This is a genomic window from Pectobacterium sp. IFB5596, assembly GCF_021432585.1.
Lineage (GTDB): Bacteria > Pseudomonadota > Gammaproteobacteria > Enterobacterales > Enterobacteriaceae > Pectobacterium > Pectobacterium punjabense.
The window spans coordinates 50,182-65,441 of sequence record NZ_LXFY01000007.1; the positions used below are offsets into that span (position 1 = coordinate 50,182).

Here is a 15,260-nt window from a genome sequence, read left to right on the forward strand (position 1 = left end):
ATTTGTTGTCGTCACACATTAAGGACGCATTGACGGTTTCTTTTGTGGCGGCTGGTTCTCATTTTGCTGAGTCGTTGACGCGCCGGACTTGCTATCGGTTGGCATATAAAGCGGACCTTTCAGGCCGCAACCGAGTAAACTTACCACTGATAACACCAGAAGAAGTGGGCGAAACACGTTTTTCATTACGTTAAGACCTGTCATTAATACTCGTATGCTCTCTATAATCGCAGGTGGATCATGAAAATCAATAGGAATCGAAAATGAACGATAGCGAGTTCCACCAATTAGCCGACGAACTCATGCTTCAGTTGGAAGAAACGCTGGATCGGTTTGAGGGCGATGCCGACATCGATTACGAAATCAACGGCGGCGTGATGACGCTGAGTTTTGAGAACGGCAGCAAAATCGTGATTAATCGGCAGGAGCCGCTGCACCAAATCTGGTTAGCGACCAAAGCGGGTGGCTACCACTTCACCCTTCAGGCAAAACGCTGGATATGCAATCGCAGCGGTGAAGACTTTCTCACATTGCTGTCATCCGCCTGCTCGACGCAGGCCGGGGAAACCGTTCACTTCGAGTAACTGCCGCATTTTCAATGGCATCACGGTTCAGCGTACCTCAGCGCCGCCCCAGAACGATCGGCACCAGTACCAGCAACAACAGCATCCCAATACCGACCATATTCACCAGCGGCCAGCCGCTGGTTAGCGCCATCAGGCTACCGGCAGACAGCGACGCCAGTGCATTAGGCAGGTAAATCAGCAACGAGTTAATGCCCTGCAAGCGAGATTTATGCACAGAATGGGTAAAAGCATTCAGCATAAATGTTCCACCGTTGAACATAAACGCCCACCCGATGCCAAACAACATCAGCGCAAAAAGAAAGTGCCAGAACGTCAAACCACTCAGCGCGACCACCACACCAACCACGTTACAAGCCACGCCGATCGCCACAACCTGAACCGGCGTCAACCGTTTCGCTAGCAGCACTAATAGCAGTGCTGGCGCATACATAGCGACAAAATGCCATTGCAACACCGTCGCGCTGTGGCCAACGGAAAAGTGGTGCTGGTGCATCGCCAACGGCACCGAGTTCATTAATAGCGTCATCACCACAAATCCGACGGAACAACTTGCGGTTCCCAACACAAATGCCCGACTTTTCAGAATCGACGCCAGCGGTTCGCTACGCTGAGCGCTGGCTGTAACCACCGACATCGGGGGCAATTTAAGACCAAGCAACAGCAGTGATGTCACAATGCAGATAAATGCAGCGGCAATAAAACTGCCGAGAAACGGGTACGATGCCCAGAGTTGAGAAGATTGGCTAGCGGCAAATGGACCGAGGAAGCCCCCCAAAATACCACCGCTGATCACCCATGATATTGCTCGATTTTTCTGCTGATTATCGGTAAAAATTTCAGCAGCCGCGAAACGATAATATTGATTAAAGGCGCAGGACATTCCCAGAACAAATGTCGAAAACACAAAGAGGGGGAAACTATGTAGCACAATCGCCAGCGCCGCCAACAGCGCCCCTGACAACCCGAGCAGCGTGCCGATGATGAACGCATTGCGCCTGCCATATTTTGTCATCAATGAGGAAACGGCGTAGATCATCAGCGCTGCGCCGCATACCGTTGCGGTAATCGGCAGCGTGGTCAATAGAGGAACTGGCGTCATCGATACGCCAACCAGCGTAGAGCACAGCGTCATCAGGGAAATAATACTGCCGGTCAGCCCTTGTCCGAGCGCCAGCAGTATCAGATTTCGGCGTTGCAACGAATCCATCAATACATCCTTTTTTGAATACGCTGAAAGCCGAGTGTCAGGTGGCTACTAGAGAATCTGTAGTCGCTGCTTCATCGTCATTACCTCATCCCCGACCACGGGCGTAATGCACAGATGAGAAAGTGCACTGCTGCGGAACGGGATGACCTGCGTGCGGCCGTCCAACTGTACAATTTGGTAGAACTGCGGCAGATTGAAATTGATAAAGCTGGAACCGTAGGTAAAGCGATCGTGCGAAGACGAATAGAAACGGCTGACATCGCGCACCAGTTCTTCCTTGCTGCCTTCACAGTGGTGATACACCTCAACGCGGTTTGACTCATCGAGAATATAGATATTAAAACCTTGATTCTCCGTCACATCTTCAAAGAAGAATTGGATGATCCCTTCACTCGCGACACCATCAACCACTGGCGGTAAATGCACATGGTTGGTTTCAACCTGAACCGGCTGGCCTTGCAGCTTGTTGTTAGAAATCGCGCCATAAAACTCGACCGCGTTTTCCAGCTTCTGCACTGACACACTCAACCGCTCAAAGAACAGCCCCCAGGTTTGCCCCGCCACTTTCACCGCTTTGAAGCGCCCAGGCTCCTGCTGACGCGTACTGGTCAGGCGCAGCTCAATACATTCGGACACCAGTTGCTGAACACGAGTACGAATCAACCCACGCAGGTGCTGGCTGTAGCAGAACACTTCCAGTGATTCCGGCAGCGCCGCATCCTGATGCATTTTGCCCAGAATAGTTTTCAACGCTTCCAACACCGCCTGCTCGCCGCTGAAATGCAGGGTACGCACTTCGTTCCACGAGTTGCGATACAGCAGGTCGATACTGCCGACCAAACACTGCTGCTGCTGGCCGAAGCTAAATACATCCAGATGACGGAAATCGAAATGCACCACCTGATTGCGAAACGCCGCCGTCGGATCGTGTTCCAAATTGACGATAATCGCCAGATGGCGAATTTCACACGGGCTGTACAGCGCCTTCGGCGTAGGTGCAGGCAGGCGCAGCGGGAAATGGCTGGCGACATCGTCCACCAGCGCTTGCAGACGCGTGATATCACACAGCTCGTTGCCTTTGATGTACAGGCGCGTATTGGGTGTCAGCAGGCCATTAAAATACGCCCACGCCACCAGCTTGTTCAGATAGCGGTTATATTCCAACGGCTGGTGGCTGATGATCGCATCCATCGACGGTGCCTGATTGTACAGGTACCAGCCAGAACGGTTAGCACGACCCGGTGGAACATAGATAAAGGTTAAGTTCGGTTCTGACAAATCAGGCGAAATTTGTGGGTTCAGCAGAGTGACCTTGCCCGGCAACGCTTCAAACGCGGCGTACAGTTTACGCGTCAATACACCGATATCCTGCGGGCTTGCGCTGACGCTCAGATTATTGCGGCGGGCGAAGCGGATCAGGTTGCGATAGGTCTGCATCATCGCATCCAGCAGTTCATTATGCGCTTCGCGTACCTGTTCAATTTTCCAGTTAGCGCGGTTATCCAGCATGGCCAGATGCTCGTCGCTCCAGCCCCACTCCTGCACCAGTTGGCTCAGAATCTGCCGCCGCCAGCCGACACAGGCTTGTTCTCTGGAGAGCTTTTCACACACTTTTAAATAGAAACATCGACGCGCCAGATCGAGGCGCGTGGGATCGTTAATCGCCGTTAAATAGTGCGTAACGCGATCCAACATCATGCAGTAAGGATCGAGGCCAAAAGAGACGATCTCACCATCATGCAGACGTTTTTTAATTTCAGTCGACAGCAGGCTGGTATCCGGGTATTCCCAGGAATAGGCTTCCAACAGCAGCGTTTTCAGCACGGCTTTATACGGAGAATCGATACTTTTATAGAGCTGCCAAAGGCTCGCACCAAAATACTCTTCCGCCGACAGCGTGCTTAATCCACCTAAATCCATCCACTCGTTCGGTGCCAGCGCGCCCTGCGAGTACAGCGACAGCACATAATCGTCGTAGTGGGATTCTTCTTCGATCGGCACCATATTCCACAGAATACGTTTACCCGCCATACGCACAGCGGTGCGGTAAAATTCGTCAAGCAACAGGATGTGTTGCATGGTGCCGCAGTCTTCACCGCTCAGGCTACCGCTTTCATTATGGCGGAAACGGCTTTCATCCATCAGGAAGAAGCTAACTTCAGCGCCCTGCGCAGCGGCCCACTGCTCCAGCAGCGTACATTTTTTCTGTAAGAGCTGGCGTTCTTCGCTATCCAGCCAGGATTGATGGCACACCCAGATATCGAGATCGGAGCTACAGCTCTGCCCGATAGACGAAGTGCTTCCCATTGAATAGATGCCCGTGATCGGCAGTTCGCCCTGCGGATGAGAGCTGTCAAACTGACCCCAACGCAACGCGATGCCATCAAGGTACTGTTGTTGCTTTTCATCAGGCGTGTGAGTGCAGATACCGTGAGGCACCTTGCCTTCAAGGTAGCCGGGCATCAACGGGTGATGATGATGTAATAAAATGGGCAGAAGACTGTAAACCTGCTGAAAAGCTGGCTTCATTGCTCCCAGAGCACGGTCAACACGCAGTTGGTTGATCGCATCCAGTCTTTGCTTCAAAGTCTCGATGTAGAAGTACAAGACGCTTCGCCTGATTTATCCCAGTGCCTAGAAAAACCCCGTGTTCCAAACTCGCCAATGATAAAATTAGAAGAATGTGTGGCGAATTATTGCTGGAAACGTGATCAATTTAACACCTTGCTGATTGGGCGTAAAGAAAGTAAAGAAAGTTAGACTTATCTATCTTGCTTTATTGCGAATTTCTCTACCCGACTGCATCAGCCCGGTCTCCTTACTCGTCATACTTCAAGTTGCATGTGCGTTGGCTGCGCTACTCGGTACACTTACGTGCACCTCGCCCCGTTGGGGCCGCTGCCAGCAGCGTTCAAATCTGCCTTTGGCAGATTTGTCACTCGCCCGAATCACTTACTTGTGTAAGCTCATCGGGACTCCTTCCCTTGCCGCGTTATTCGGCCTTATGGCCTCACCCCTTCGGGGTCAGCACAAGCGCTGTTCAAAAACGCCTTGCCGTTTTTGTCCTGAAACTCGAATTATTTAGAGTATATCTAGATTTGCGGCACCCGAATTTCAGACCGTTTTAAAAGGCGCGCCGCTCATGCCCACAACCTGACACCAACGCACCATCAGTGATACGATGGCGGAAAATGATAAAAACGGTATCAAGCATGTTAGCCAATATTATTAGAATTGCCACCCGACAAAGCCCGCTAGCCCTATGGCAAGCACGATATGTTCAGCAGTGTTTGAACCATCTCTATCCCGATTTACAGGTGGAACTGGTGCCGATGGTAACCCGCGGCGACATCATTCTGGATACGCCACTGGCAAAGGTTGGTGGTAAGGGATTGTTTGTTAAAGAGCTGGAATTAGCGCTGCTTGAAGGACGCGCCGATATCGCTGTTCATTCCATGAAAGATGTGCCTGTCGAGTTTCCCGATGGCCTTGGCCTGACCACCATTTGTGAACGTGACGACCCACGCGACGCTTTTGTTTCCAATCATTACGACAGCCTCGATCAATTACCGGAGGGCAGTTGTGTCGGTACCTCCAGTCTGCGTCGCCAGTGCCAACTGCGCGCCCGACGCCCCGATCTGGTAATTCGTGATTTGCGCGGCAATGTCGGTACGCGTCTGTCAAAACTGGACAACGGCGAGTATGACGCCATTATTCTTGCCGTCGCGGGTCTGAAACGCCTTGGACTTGAAGAACGCATCCGCAGTGCGTTAAGCCCGGAAGAGTCTCTGCCTGCTGTCGGGCAAGGCGCTATCGGCATCGAATGCCGTTTGGATGACGATCGCATTCGCCAGCTCCTTGCTCCACTCAATCACACCGAGACCGCTGCCCGCGTACTGGCTGAACGTGCGATGAATGTACGTCTTGAAGGCGGCTGTCAGGTGCCGATTGGTAGCTACGCCGAGCTGGAAGGCAATACGCTGTGGTTGCGTGCGCTGGTTGGTGCACCGGATGGCAGCCAGATGATTGTCGGTGAACGTAAAGGAAGCATCGTCGATGCTGAAAAAATCGGTATTGCCTTGGCCGAAGAGCTGTTAGCGAAAGGGGCTAGCGCCATCCTTCAGGCCGTTTATCAAGGGTCAAGTTCATCATGACGATTCTGGTTACCCGTCCGTCACCCGCTGGCGAACAACTGGTGACCCGTTTAAGGAAGCTCGGCTATCACGCCTGGCACAGCCCGCTGATCGAGTTTTCGCCTGGACGAGAACTCGCTGGTCTGCCTGCACAATTACAAGCGCTACACGCCGACGATCTGGTGTTTGCACTCTCACAACACGCGATTCATTACGCCGATCCCATGCTGGCACGCACGGGCATAAGCTGGCCTGCGCATCTCGCTTATTATGCCATTGGCCGAACCACAGCACTGGCGCTGCATAAAATCAGCGCACACCCTGTCACCTATCCACCTGAACGTGAAACCAGCGAAACGCTATTGCAGCTCCCTGAGCTGCAAGATGTTGCAGGGAGACGTGCTCTAATACTGCGCGGCAATGGCGGAAGGGAATTATTGGGAGAAACATTAACTGAGCGGGGTGTACAGGTCATCTACTGTGAATGCTATCAGCGTAGAGATGTTCACTATGATGGTTCGGAACAAAGCCGCCACTGGCAGCAAATAGGCATCGACAAGCTGGTGATTACCAGCGGAGAAATGCTACAACGGATCTATACTTTAGTACCTGATTACTATCGGGCTTCCTGGTTACTTGGCTGCCAGTTGATCGTCGTCAGTGAACGACTGGCAGAACAGGCACGTCAGTTCGGCTGGCATGATATCCGGGTGGCCGATAACGCCGATAACGATGCGCTTGTGCGCGCACTACAATAAACCTGATCATGGGATGTACCATTATGACGGAACACAATACCCCCACAGCTCCATCCGACGAGGTTGCTGAACGGGTTGAACCCGCTCATCAGCAGCAAGATCCCGTACCACAGCCCAAGCGCAGTGGTGCCATACTAGGGGCGATCGCCATCGTGGTTGCGCTGGCAATAGGCGCTGGCTTGTATTATCACGGCCACCAGCAGGCACAGAGAGAAACTGCCTCGCTTCAACGTCTGGAATCACAGCTAAACGCATTGCAACAGCAGCATAAGCAAGAACAGCAGCAGTGGCTGGACGCTCAGCAGCAGCAAAGTAAAGCGCAGGACAGCGCCACACAGCGTCTTGAGGCATTAACGCGTCAATCAGACGAGCTGCGCGATAAGCTGGCGGCACTTTCCAGCCATGACACCAATACCTGGCTGATCGCTCAGGCAGATTTTCTGGTGAAACTGGCAGGACGCAAGCTGTGGAGCGACAAAGATGTCACCACCGCAGGCGCATTGTTGAAGAGCGCGGATGCCAGTCTGGCAGAAATGAACGACCCTAGCCTGATAGACATCCGTCGTGCATTGACCAGCGATATCAGCGCGCTGGCTGGCGTGAGCCAAGTTGATTTTGATGGCATCATTCTCAAAGTGAACCAGCTCACCGACCAATTGGACAACTTGCAACTCGCCGACAACAACACCGATGAAGCGCCGATGGACGCTAACAGTACGGAGTTGTCCGCGTCATTGAGCGAGTGGCGCCAGAATCTGAGCAAAAGCTGGCACAACTTCATGGCTGATTTCATCACTATTCGCCGCCGTGACAGTGCCGCAGAACCACTGCTGGCACCGAATCAGGATGTGTATCTACGTGAGAATATCCGCTCACGCCTGTTGGTCGCCGCACAGGCCATTCCTCGTCACCAGAACGAAGTGTACAAACAATCGCTGGAAACGGCCGCAACCTGGGTCCGCGCCTACTTCGATACTACCGACCCCACGACGCAGGCCTTTTTGGATCAGCTTGATGCCTTAAGCCAACAGTCGGTCTCACTGGATGTCCCAGCCGAGTTACAAAGTCAGGCACTGTTAGAAAAATTGATGCAAACGCGCGTTCGTAATTTACTGGCTCAGGCGCCAGCCACACAGCAGGGAGAGTGAGCATGCTAAAGGTCTTATTGCTGTTCCTGATCCTGATCGCAGGCGTTGTGATCGGCCCAATCGTCGCAGGTCACCAAGGTTACGTCCTGATTCAGACGGATGACTATGACATTCAAACCAGCGTGACCGCTCTGGTTATTATGCTGGTGCTATTTTTCCTCGCCTTTCTAGCGGTAGAGTGGCTGCTGCGTCGGCTCTTTCGCACCGGCTCCCGCACGCGGGGCTGGTTCCTCGGTCGCAAACGCACCCGCGCTAGAAAGCAGACCAAAGCTGCGCTGCTCAAGCTGGCCGAGGGGGATTATTTACAGGTAGAAAAACTGCTAACTCGCAATGCCGATCATGCCGAGCAGCCCGTAGTTAACTACCTACTGGCAGCAGAAGCCGCGCAGCAGCGCGGTGATGAATTCCGCACCAAGCAATATCTGGAGCGTGCCGCCGAAGTTGCAGATACCGACCAGCTTCCGGTAGATATTACGCGCGTGCGCATTCAGCTAGCGCGTAATGAAGATCATGCTGCACGTCACGGCGTGGACAAATTGCTGGAAGTCGCACCTCGTCACCCTGAAGTGTTGCGTTTAGCGGAACAGGCTTTCCTGCGCACTCACGCCTATAGCGCACTGCTGGATATTCTGCCTGCGATGCGCAAGATCAATCTGTACCCCGAAGCGCGTTTGCTGGATCTACAACAGCAGGCCTATATCGGCCTGATGAATCAAACGATGGCAGATGGTGGCAGCGAAGGGCTGAAATCATGGTGGAATAATCAGAGCCGCAAAGTACGTCACGAGATTCCACTTCAGATCGCGATGGCTGAGCATTTGATCGAGTGTGACGATCATGATACTGCCCAGAAGATCATTCTCGATGGGCTCAAACGTCAATATGACGAACGTTTGATCCTGCTGATGCCTCGCCTCAAAGCTGGCAACCCCGAGCAGTTGGAAAAAATGCTACATCAGTACATCAAGCAACACGGTGCAACACCGCTGTTAAACAGCACGTTAGGCCAGTTGCTGATGAAACACGGTGAATGGCAGCTGGCAAGCGATGCCTTCCGCACCGCGTTGGAACTGCGCCCAGACGCGTATGATTATGCCTGGCGTGCAGATGCATTAGAGCGGCTGCATCTGCCGGATGAAGCGGCACAAATGCGGCGTGAGGGGCTACTGCTCACGCTACAGCAACCCGCTAACTAATCACCAGGTTATCCCCTTCATAAGGCTCCTTTCTGGAGCCTTATTATTTTTATGTTTCGGGAGCAGGCAGTTACCAAACATTTTCAGCAGACGAAAAAAAACGCTTACCGATAAACGGTAAGCGTTGAAAATATCAGGTCTGTCAGACAACAGTATGGTGCCTCACTCAACGTTATGTCCGGAAAGCCCGATGGAGATTCACATCTTCATCTGGAGTTGGACGATAGGCACCTCAAATTGGCTCTGCGTCATTCCCAGGATTATGAAGCCGAAGCAAGCATAGAAGGTGGAATGAGCATCTACCCGCTTATTTAAGCATAAATTATGCCAACATGCATAATTTTATTGCTATCGATTCATGAATTCACGATAACCAACTAATAATAAATACTATTTTTATTTCTTCACTGCGATAAAAGCAAAAACACACTGGGGAGTAAAAACGAGATCGAACTCACAAAAACTGTCTCCATTCAGAGACGAATTTATCAAATAAAATATTAATCATTATTAATCAATAAATTAAATGTCTCTTTTTTACGACACTCGATCACCCCAAGTGTCGTGTTTTTCCGACAGTGTTGTCAAAGCTGCTAATTCAGCTGAAAAAATAAAAAAATATCCGCGCCGGAAAACTGGCGCGGATTGCATTATTTAACAGAAGAACTTAGCGAGAGGAGAGCTGTTCCAGACTCTGCTTCGCCATCTGATACAGATAGTGTGCCGTCGGGAACAGTGCGCTGTCGTCAACGCGGAATTTCGGGTGGTGCAGCGCATACGGTCCACCGGAGCCGACCATCATGAACGTACCCGGCAGTTTCTGCTGATAGAACGCGAAATCCTCACCAATCGGGCTGGCTTCCACGCGGCGTGCTTCAAACCCTTCGTCACTTGCCACGTTCAGCGCAAACTCAACCCACTCTGGCGTGTTGATCACCGATGGCGGTCCTGCGTGCCACAGGAACTCAATTTCCGCACCAAAGGTGCTGGCGATCCCGGAAACGATCTGGCGGAAACGCTGTTCAATTAAATCACGCGCGTCTTGGTTGAACGTTCTGACCGTACCTTCAACGTAGGCGGTATCCGGGATAACGTTCCAGGTGCTGCCGCTATGAACCTGGGTAATCGACACCACCGCGTTATTGTCAGACGACACCGTGCGGCTGATGATGGTCTGTACGGCAGAAATCAACTGGCCCAGAATGATAATCGGATCGTTGCCTTCATGCGGCTTCGCTGCATGGCAGCCTTTCGCCGCAATTTTGATCTCAAAGCGGTCAACGCCCGCCGTCAGCGCACCGTCTTTCCCACCGATGACGCCAACGGGCAGCGTCGGATCGTTGTGAATACCAAAAATCGCCACCGCATTGTCTAACGCACCAACCGCAATCACTTCCGGTGCGCCCAGCCCGGTTTCTTCAGCCGCCTGGAACAAAATCCGCACCGTGCCTTTCAGCTCCGGCTCGATTTTCTTCAGCAAAATCGCCGCGCCCAACGCAGCGGAAGAGTGAAAGTCATGACCGCAGGCGTGCATCACCCCTTTGTTGAGTGACGTGAATTCTACGCCGGATTCTTCTTCAATCGGCAGGGCATCGATGTCGGATCGCACCACGACCAGTGGGCCATCCTGTAGACCACCGACTTCTGCGACCAGACCGGTTTTCAACGGCAGATCGAGAACGCGAATCCCTTCTTTTTCCAATACCGCACGAATCTTTTTCGTGGTTTCGAACTCCTGATTCGACAGTTCAGGGTTGCGGTGTAAATCGTGGCGAAATGCCTGAATAAACTGAGCCAGAGGCTCGTGCTGAGGTGCTGTTCTCATCAATTCTTGCTCCACATTATCTTGCCCTGTCTGGCAGGGCGGCCTTGTTCAGGCGTGCAGGTGTGTCTACGTGTGCGTTAAATATCGTATTCAAGCGGCTCAGGCAGCTTGGTCAACTGACGCAGGAAACGCTGGGTTTGCGGGTTGTCCGAGAAGCTAATCACCTGCTCCGCCGGGCCTTCCTCAACGATGTGACCATCCGCCATGAAGATCACCCGGTCGGCCACTTCTTTCGCAAACTGCATTTCATGGGTAACGATCACCATTGTAGTGTCGTTTTTCGCCAGCTTCTGAATCACCTGAAGCACTTCGTGTACCCTTTCCGGGTCCAGCGCCGAGGTTGGTTCATCAAACAAAATGGCTTTCGGATCGACCGCCAGCGCACGTGCAATACTCACGCGCTGCTGCTGCCCGCCGGACAACGTCACCGGATACTGCGCCGCCTGCGGCAACAGACCAACCTGCTCCAGCAGCGCCAGACCGATTTCATCCGCCTGCTTCTTCGGCATTTTTTTCACGACAATCAGCGCTTCCGTTACATTCTCCAGCGCCGTCTTGTTCTTAAACAGGTTATAACTCTGGAACACCATCGCCGTCTGACGGCGCAGCGCGTAGGCCTCCTTGGAGGAATAACGATGCGTATCCAGCGTTTGGTCGCCAATTTTTATCGTGCCTGACTCTGGTGTTTCCAGCAGGTTCAGACAGCGTAGCAGCGTGGATTTACCCGAACCGGATGGGCCGATAATCGCCACGACTTCGCCTTTCGCGATATCGAGGCTAATGTTGTCCAACACCACCTGATCGCCAAAGCGTTTAGAAAGATTCTTTACACTGATCATGTCAGCCCCTTATCGCTGTAGCGAGTGATTCAGTTTCTTCTCCAGCTGTTTTTGCAGCCAGGCGTAAACCACAATCACCATCCAGTAAATCAGACCCACGACCAGGAAGGTCTCAAAGAAACGCAGAGATTCAGCGGCAATCATCTTGCCTTCCGCGAACAGTTCGGAGACGCCCAGCGCGAACGCTACCGAGGTATCCTTAATCAAGGAAATGAAGGTGTTCCCCGTCGCTGGCAGCGCATTCAACATCGCCTGCGGCAACACAATGCGGCGATAGACCTGCGCTTTGCTCATGCCAATGGACAGGCCCGCTTCCGTCTGGCCGAAATCCACCGAGGCCAGACCCGCACGGAAAATCTCGGCCATGTAAGCGGAGGTTTTCAAGCTAAAGCCGATAATCGCGGCCGTCATCGCATCCAGATTGGATAAACCAGGAAATAGCTGCGGCAGGCCGAAATAGATAATAAACAGCTGAACCAGCGATGGAATGCCGCGGAACAGCGAGATATAGAGCTCAACGATTTTTACCACGACGACGATCTTGCTTTCACGGACTAACGCCAGGATAAGGCCGAGAACCATAGCAAAAAACATCGATACCACGGCAAGAAACAGCGTGGTCGGCAAATACATTAATACCTGGGGAAAGACCTTTAACAGGTAGGCAAGATCGATATTCATAAGTAATACCATTAATGCATCCACCGGCCATACTGCGCCGGTGGAACAGGGTTATGACTATTGGCTATATAACAAATCATCTGGCTACATAACGAGTCATCAAGCGAGATGGCGACTCAGCCGAGATGACAACGTGAGGTTATTTAGCCGGTGATACCGTGATGTCTTCGCCAAAATATTTTTCGGAGATAGATTTCAGACGTCCATCTTCACGCATTTTCGTCAATTGTGCATCGAACTGTTTACGCAGCGCATCGCCTTTCTCGTCCTTATGGAACGGGAAGCTGACTTCTTCAATCACCAGCGGTTCGCCAACCAGTTTGAACGGCAGATTACGTTTATTGATTTCCGCCAGCAGGATCGGACGTGAATTCACGTAGCCTTCAACGCGTTTGGACAGTGCATCGTTCATCGCGCCATCGCGTGTTTCATAGGTACGGATGTTTACGCTGCCATCGGCAAAGGCTTTTTTCAGGTTATTAACGTGGTTAGAACCCAGAACCCCAGCAACCGTCTTCCCTTTCAGGTCGGCCAATGTATTAATATCCGTGTTGTCTTTATGCGTCACAATCTGGCTGCCGTAGAAGCTGTACGGCTGGGCAAAATTGTATTTTTCCTGACGCGCAGGAGTAATGGCTACCACGTTTGCCACGGTATCCAGCTTTTTCGCTTCCAATTGCCCCATCAGGCCACTGAAATCAGCGGTAACCCACTCAACTTTGTAGTTCAGATCTTTAGCAATGGCTTCAGTGACTTCAACGTCAAACCCAACCAGTTTGTTATCTTGCTTGAAACCACTTGGATAACTTTGGCCTGTTGAACCCACTTTCAATACTTTTTCCTGCTCGGTGCCGCTCTTCCCAGAATCACAGCCGGCAACAAGAAAGGCGGTCGTCAGCGCCAGAACAGACAACGTTACTTTTTTCATCATTTTACTGCCTCTCTTTTTGAGTTTTTATCTTTCCACTGGTCATACAATTGGTTATCAAGGATTTTTTCCATCCAGATTGTCAGGTGTCCTTTTCCCAGATTCGTCTGCCCGACCTCCCTGAAACCATAATTTCTGTACATCTCAATCAGCCACGGGTGGTTTTGCGCAGTGCCCAACGACACCGCCGGCGCTTTGAGCTGGTTAATCAGAATTTCTTCTTCGAGCCAGCCCATCATTTGCTTACCCAACCCCTGTTTTTTATAGCCAGGGTGCGTCGCAAACCAACCCAGATGCGGTAAACCGAACGGGCCAGGCTCAGGCCCCCACGGATAGCGGATGGTGAATGACGACACCATTTCCCCGCCTTTTTCCATCACATAAACGCCGTGTGAGGCGATATGCGTGCGCACCATGTCGATATCCGCATGGGCGGCGGAAAAATTGATACCGAGCTGACGAATCGGCTCAAACGCCGCCAGCGCCAGCGCCAAAAAAGTTTCATCATCCGCAAGCGTAGCCTGACGAAATACGATACTCATGGTTTCACCTTATGCTGGTAACAAGCCGGAGTTATCCGCATAGCGAATCACATCATCGACCTTCTGCGGCGCGCTGCCGACGTAGTTCGCCGGATTCAGCCATTCGTCCAGATCGGCGGCGGTCACCTGTTCGGAAAGCACCGGATGGGCTAGCAATACCGATTTAAAGGACTGATTCTGCTCAAATGCCTGCATAGAGCATTCGTAAACCAAATGGTGAGCAGTCTGCTTACCGAGACGTTTACCAATCTCGAACATGACTTTTTCGGACAGCAGCAGGCCATTTTGCAGATCGAGGTTCGCCAGCATTTGCTTCTCGTTGACGGACATACCACGCAGGATGCCAAGCGCGTTCTGAAGCTGAGCAGACAGATAGATGTTGATTTCCGGCAGCGCGATCCACTCCGCACGCCAGCTCATCGCATCACGCTCATGCTCAACTTTCATGGATTCATGAATCAGCGCGGCGCTCTTAAACAGCGGTGCTGTCAGGCTCGCCAGCCCTTCCAACGCGGCAGGGTTACGTTTATGCGGCATCGTGGTAGAACCGATTTTCCCTTCAGAGAACGGTTCTTCAATTTCGTTAATCTCGGTGCGCATCAGGTTATACAGTTCGTTGCCGATTTTGCCCAGCGTACCGCTGATCAGCACCGTAACGGAGGCATATTCGGAGAAGCGATCGCGGGCAGACTGCCAGCCGATATTCGGCGTATTCAGCCCCAGTTTATCCAGCGTCAAACGCTCGATTTCCGGCCCTTGCTCGCCAAAAGAGGCATAGGTGCAGATGGCACCATTGATGTTACCGACCAAAACACGCTCTTTGATTTCACCCAGACGTTCGAGGTGACGGATAAATTCATCCAGCCAGACGGCCAGCTTGAAGCCAAACGTGGTGGGCAGCGCCTGCATACCGTGGGTACGGCCGGCCATCAGCGTATGTTGATATTTCTTCGCCAGACGTTTCAGTTCAACGGCCAGCAATTGTGTATCTCTGACGACAATATCAAAAGATTGTTTCAGCTGTAACACTGTCGCGGTATCAACGATGTCCTGCGTGGTCACGCCGTAGTGAATAAACTCACCCGCAGCGCCACACTGTTTCTGAATCGCGGCAATCGTCGGCATCAGAGAGTGCTTCATGCGTGCGGCATCTTTTGCAATCTCTTCAACGTTAAGCGCGCTTGCGTCAGCGTTTTCTGCAATGGTTTTTGCCGCATCCAGCGGAATGACACCCAGTTCACCCTCGGCAAGCGCCAGGGCAACTTCTACTTCGACCTGTTTAGTCAGGCGGTTATGCTCAGACCAAACGCCGCGCATTTCAGGCGTGCCAAAATTATTCCCTATAAGAAGAAAATCAATAAGATGTGATGCCATAATTAACTCGTTAGTGTTGGATTTATCAGGCGGGGTTTTATG

The 15,260-nt window shown here is 52.1% G+C and carries 14 protein-coding genes; 5 read left to right on the forward strand and 9 right to left on the reverse strand.

What is annotated here, in order from left to right; genetic code table 11:
• Positions 1–18: 18 nt before the first annotated feature.
• Entirely contained in the window at positions 19–204 is a 186-nt protein-coding gene (locus A6301_RS07855; protein WP_107170506.1) for a lipoprotein, read from the reverse strand.
• A gap of 59 nt (positions 205–263) precedes the next feature.
• Between A6301_RS07855 and cyaY the strand changes: the two genes are divergently transcribed.
• A complete protein-coding gene (gene cyaY / locus A6301_RS07860; protein WP_234257500.1) occupies positions 264–584 on the forward strand; it encodes an iron donor protein CyaY in 321 nt (106 codons plus the stop codon).
• A 37-nt stretch (positions 585–621) separates the two neighbouring features.
• On the opposite strand, the gene A6301_RS07865 is transcribed toward cyaY, so the two are convergent.
• Positions 622–1,794 (reverse strand): MFS transporter, encoded by a 1,173-nt coding sequence (locus tag A6301_RS07865; protein ID WP_234257501.1) that lies wholly within the window; start codon positions 1,792–1,794, stop codon positions 622–624.
• A gap of 48 nt (positions 1,795–1,842) precedes the next feature.
• Positions 1,843–4,401: a class I adenylate cyclase gene (locus A6301_RS07870; protein ID WP_234257502.1), complete on the reverse strand. Its 2,559-nt coding sequence runs from the start codon at positions 4,399–4,401 to the stop codon at positions 1,843–1,845.
• 605 nt (positions 4,402–5,006) lie between these two features.
• Here A6301_RS07870 and hemC point away from each other — a divergent pair.
• The 4 genes from hemC to hemY are packed head-to-tail and all read left to right on the forward strand — an operon-like array spanning position 5,007 to position 9,029.
• Entirely contained in the window at positions 5,007–5,948 is a 942-nt protein-coding gene (hemC, locus tag A6301_RS07875) for a hydroxymethylbilane synthase (protein WP_234257503.1), read from the forward strand.
• On the forward strand, positions 5,945–6,685 hold the full coding sequence (gene hemD / locus A6301_RS07880; RefSeq protein ID WP_107170511.1) for a uroporphyrinogen-III synthase: 741 nt from the start codon (positions 5,945–5,947) through the stop codon (positions 6,683–6,685). Before hemC ends, hemD begins: the two co-directional genes overlap by 4 nt.
• A 23-nt stretch (positions 6,686–6,708) precedes the next feature.
• Positions 6,709–7,833: a uroporphyrinogen-III C-methyltransferase gene (gene hemX / locus A6301_RS07885; RefSeq protein WP_234257504.1), complete on the forward strand. Its 1,125-nt coding sequence runs from the start codon at positions 6,709–6,711 to the stop codon at positions 7,831–7,833.
• A gap of 2 nt (positions 7,834–7,835) precedes the next feature.
• Positions 7,836–9,029, forward strand: coding sequence for a protoheme IX biogenesis protein HemY (gene hemY / locus A6301_RS07890; protein WP_107170513.1), 1,194 nt, complete (start codon positions 7,836–7,838; stop codon positions 9,027–9,029).
• Positions 9,030–9,696: 667 nt separating this feature from the next.
• On the opposite strand, the gene A6301_RS07895 is transcribed toward hemY, so the two are convergent.
• The 6 genes from A6301_RS07895 to purB form a co-directional block, all read right to left on the reverse strand.
• The gene (locus A6301_RS07895; protein WP_215482721.1) at positions 9,697–10,854 is read right to left on the reverse strand and encodes a M20 peptidase aminoacylase family protein; all 1,158 of its coding nucleotides are present in this window, start codon (positions 10,852–10,854) and stop codon (positions 9,697–9,699) included.
• 77 nt (positions 10,855–10,931) lie between these two features.
• On the reverse strand, positions 10,932–11,693 hold the full coding sequence (locus tag A6301_RS07900; protein WP_107168957.1) for an amino acid ABC transporter ATP-binding protein: 762 nt from the start codon (positions 11,691–11,693) through the stop codon (positions 10,932–10,934).
• A gap of 9 nt (positions 11,694–11,702) precedes the next feature.
• The gene (locus A6301_RS07905; RefSeq protein ID WP_011095665.1) at positions 11,703–12,374 is read right to left on the reverse strand and encodes an amino acid ABC transporter permease; all 672 of its coding nucleotides are present in this window, start codon (positions 12,372–12,374) and stop codon (positions 11,703–11,705) included.
• A gap of 139 nt (positions 12,375–12,513) precedes the next feature.
• Entirely contained in the window at positions 12,514–13,305 is a 792-nt protein-coding gene (locus tag A6301_RS07910) for an amino acid ABC transporter substrate-binding protein (protein WP_107168958.1), read from the reverse strand.
• Complete coding sequence (locus A6301_RS07915; protein WP_107168959.1) at positions 13,302–13,844, reverse strand: GNAT family N-acetyltransferase; 543 nt, start codon at positions 13,842–13,844, stop codon at positions 13,302–13,304. The genes A6301_RS07910 and A6301_RS07915 overlap by 4 nt, the downstream gene beginning before the upstream one ends.
• Positions 13,845–13,853: 9 nt before the next feature.
• On the reverse strand, positions 13,854–15,218 hold the full coding sequence (gene purB, locus A6301_RS07920; protein ID WP_014916939.1) for an adenylosuccinate lyase: 1,365 nt from the start codon (positions 15,216–15,218) through the stop codon (positions 13,854–13,856).
• Positions 15,219–15,260: the final 42 nt, after the last annotated feature.

What these genes read in the sequence shown, in the direction of transcription:
- A6301_RS07855 (WP_107170506.1), bottom strand. Translation starts at nt 204, where the DNA reads ATGACAGGTCTTAACGTAATGAAAAACGTGTTTCGCCCACTTCTTCTG.
- cyaY (WP_234257500.1), top strand. Translation starts at nt 264, where the DNA reads ATGAACGATAGCGAGTTCCACCAATTAGCCGACGAACTCATGCTTCAG.
- A6301_RS07865 (WP_234257501.1), bottom strand. Translation starts at nt 1,794, where the DNA reads ATGGATTCGTTGCAACGCCGAAATCTGATACTGCTGGCGCTCGGACAA.
- hemC (WP_234257503.1), top strand. Translation starts at nt 5,007, where the DNA reads ATGTTAGCCAATATTATTAGAATTGCCACCCGACAAAGCCCGCTAGCC.
- hemD (WP_107170511.1), top strand. Translation starts at nt 5,945, where the DNA reads ATGACGATTCTGGTTACCCGTCCGTCACCCGCTGGCGAACAACTGGTG.
- hemX (WP_234257504.1), top strand. Translation starts at nt 6,709, where the DNA reads ATGACGGAACACAATACCCCCACAGCTCCATCCGACGAGGTTGCTGAA.
- hemY (WP_107170513.1), top strand. Translation starts at nt 7,836, where the DNA reads ATGCTAAAGGTCTTATTGCTGTTCCTGATCCTGATCGCAGGCGTTGTG.
- A6301_RS07895 (WP_215482721.1), bottom strand. Translation starts at nt 10,854, where the DNA reads ATGAGAACAGCACCTCAGCACGAGCCTCTGGCTCAGTTTATTCAGGCA.
- A6301_RS07900 (WP_107168957.1), bottom strand. Translation starts at nt 11,693, where the DNA reads ATGATCAGTGTAAAGAATCTTTCTAAACGCTTTGGCGATCAGGTGGTG.
- A6301_RS07905 (WP_011095665.1), bottom strand. Translation starts at nt 12,374, where the DNA reads ATGAATATCGATCTTGCCTACCTGTTAAAGGTCTTTCCCCAGGTATTA.
- A6301_RS07910 (WP_107168958.1), bottom strand. Translation starts at nt 13,305, where the DNA reads ATGATGAAAAAAGTAACGTTGTCTGTTCTGGCGCTGACGACCGCCTTT.
- A6301_RS07915 (WP_107168959.1), bottom strand. Translation starts at nt 13,844, where the DNA reads ATGAGTATCGTATTTCGTCAGGCTACGCTTGCGGATGATGAAACTTTT.
- purB (WP_014916939.1), bottom strand. Translation starts at nt 15,218, where the DNA reads ATGGCATCACATCTTATTGATTTTCTTCTTATAGGGAATAATTTTGGC.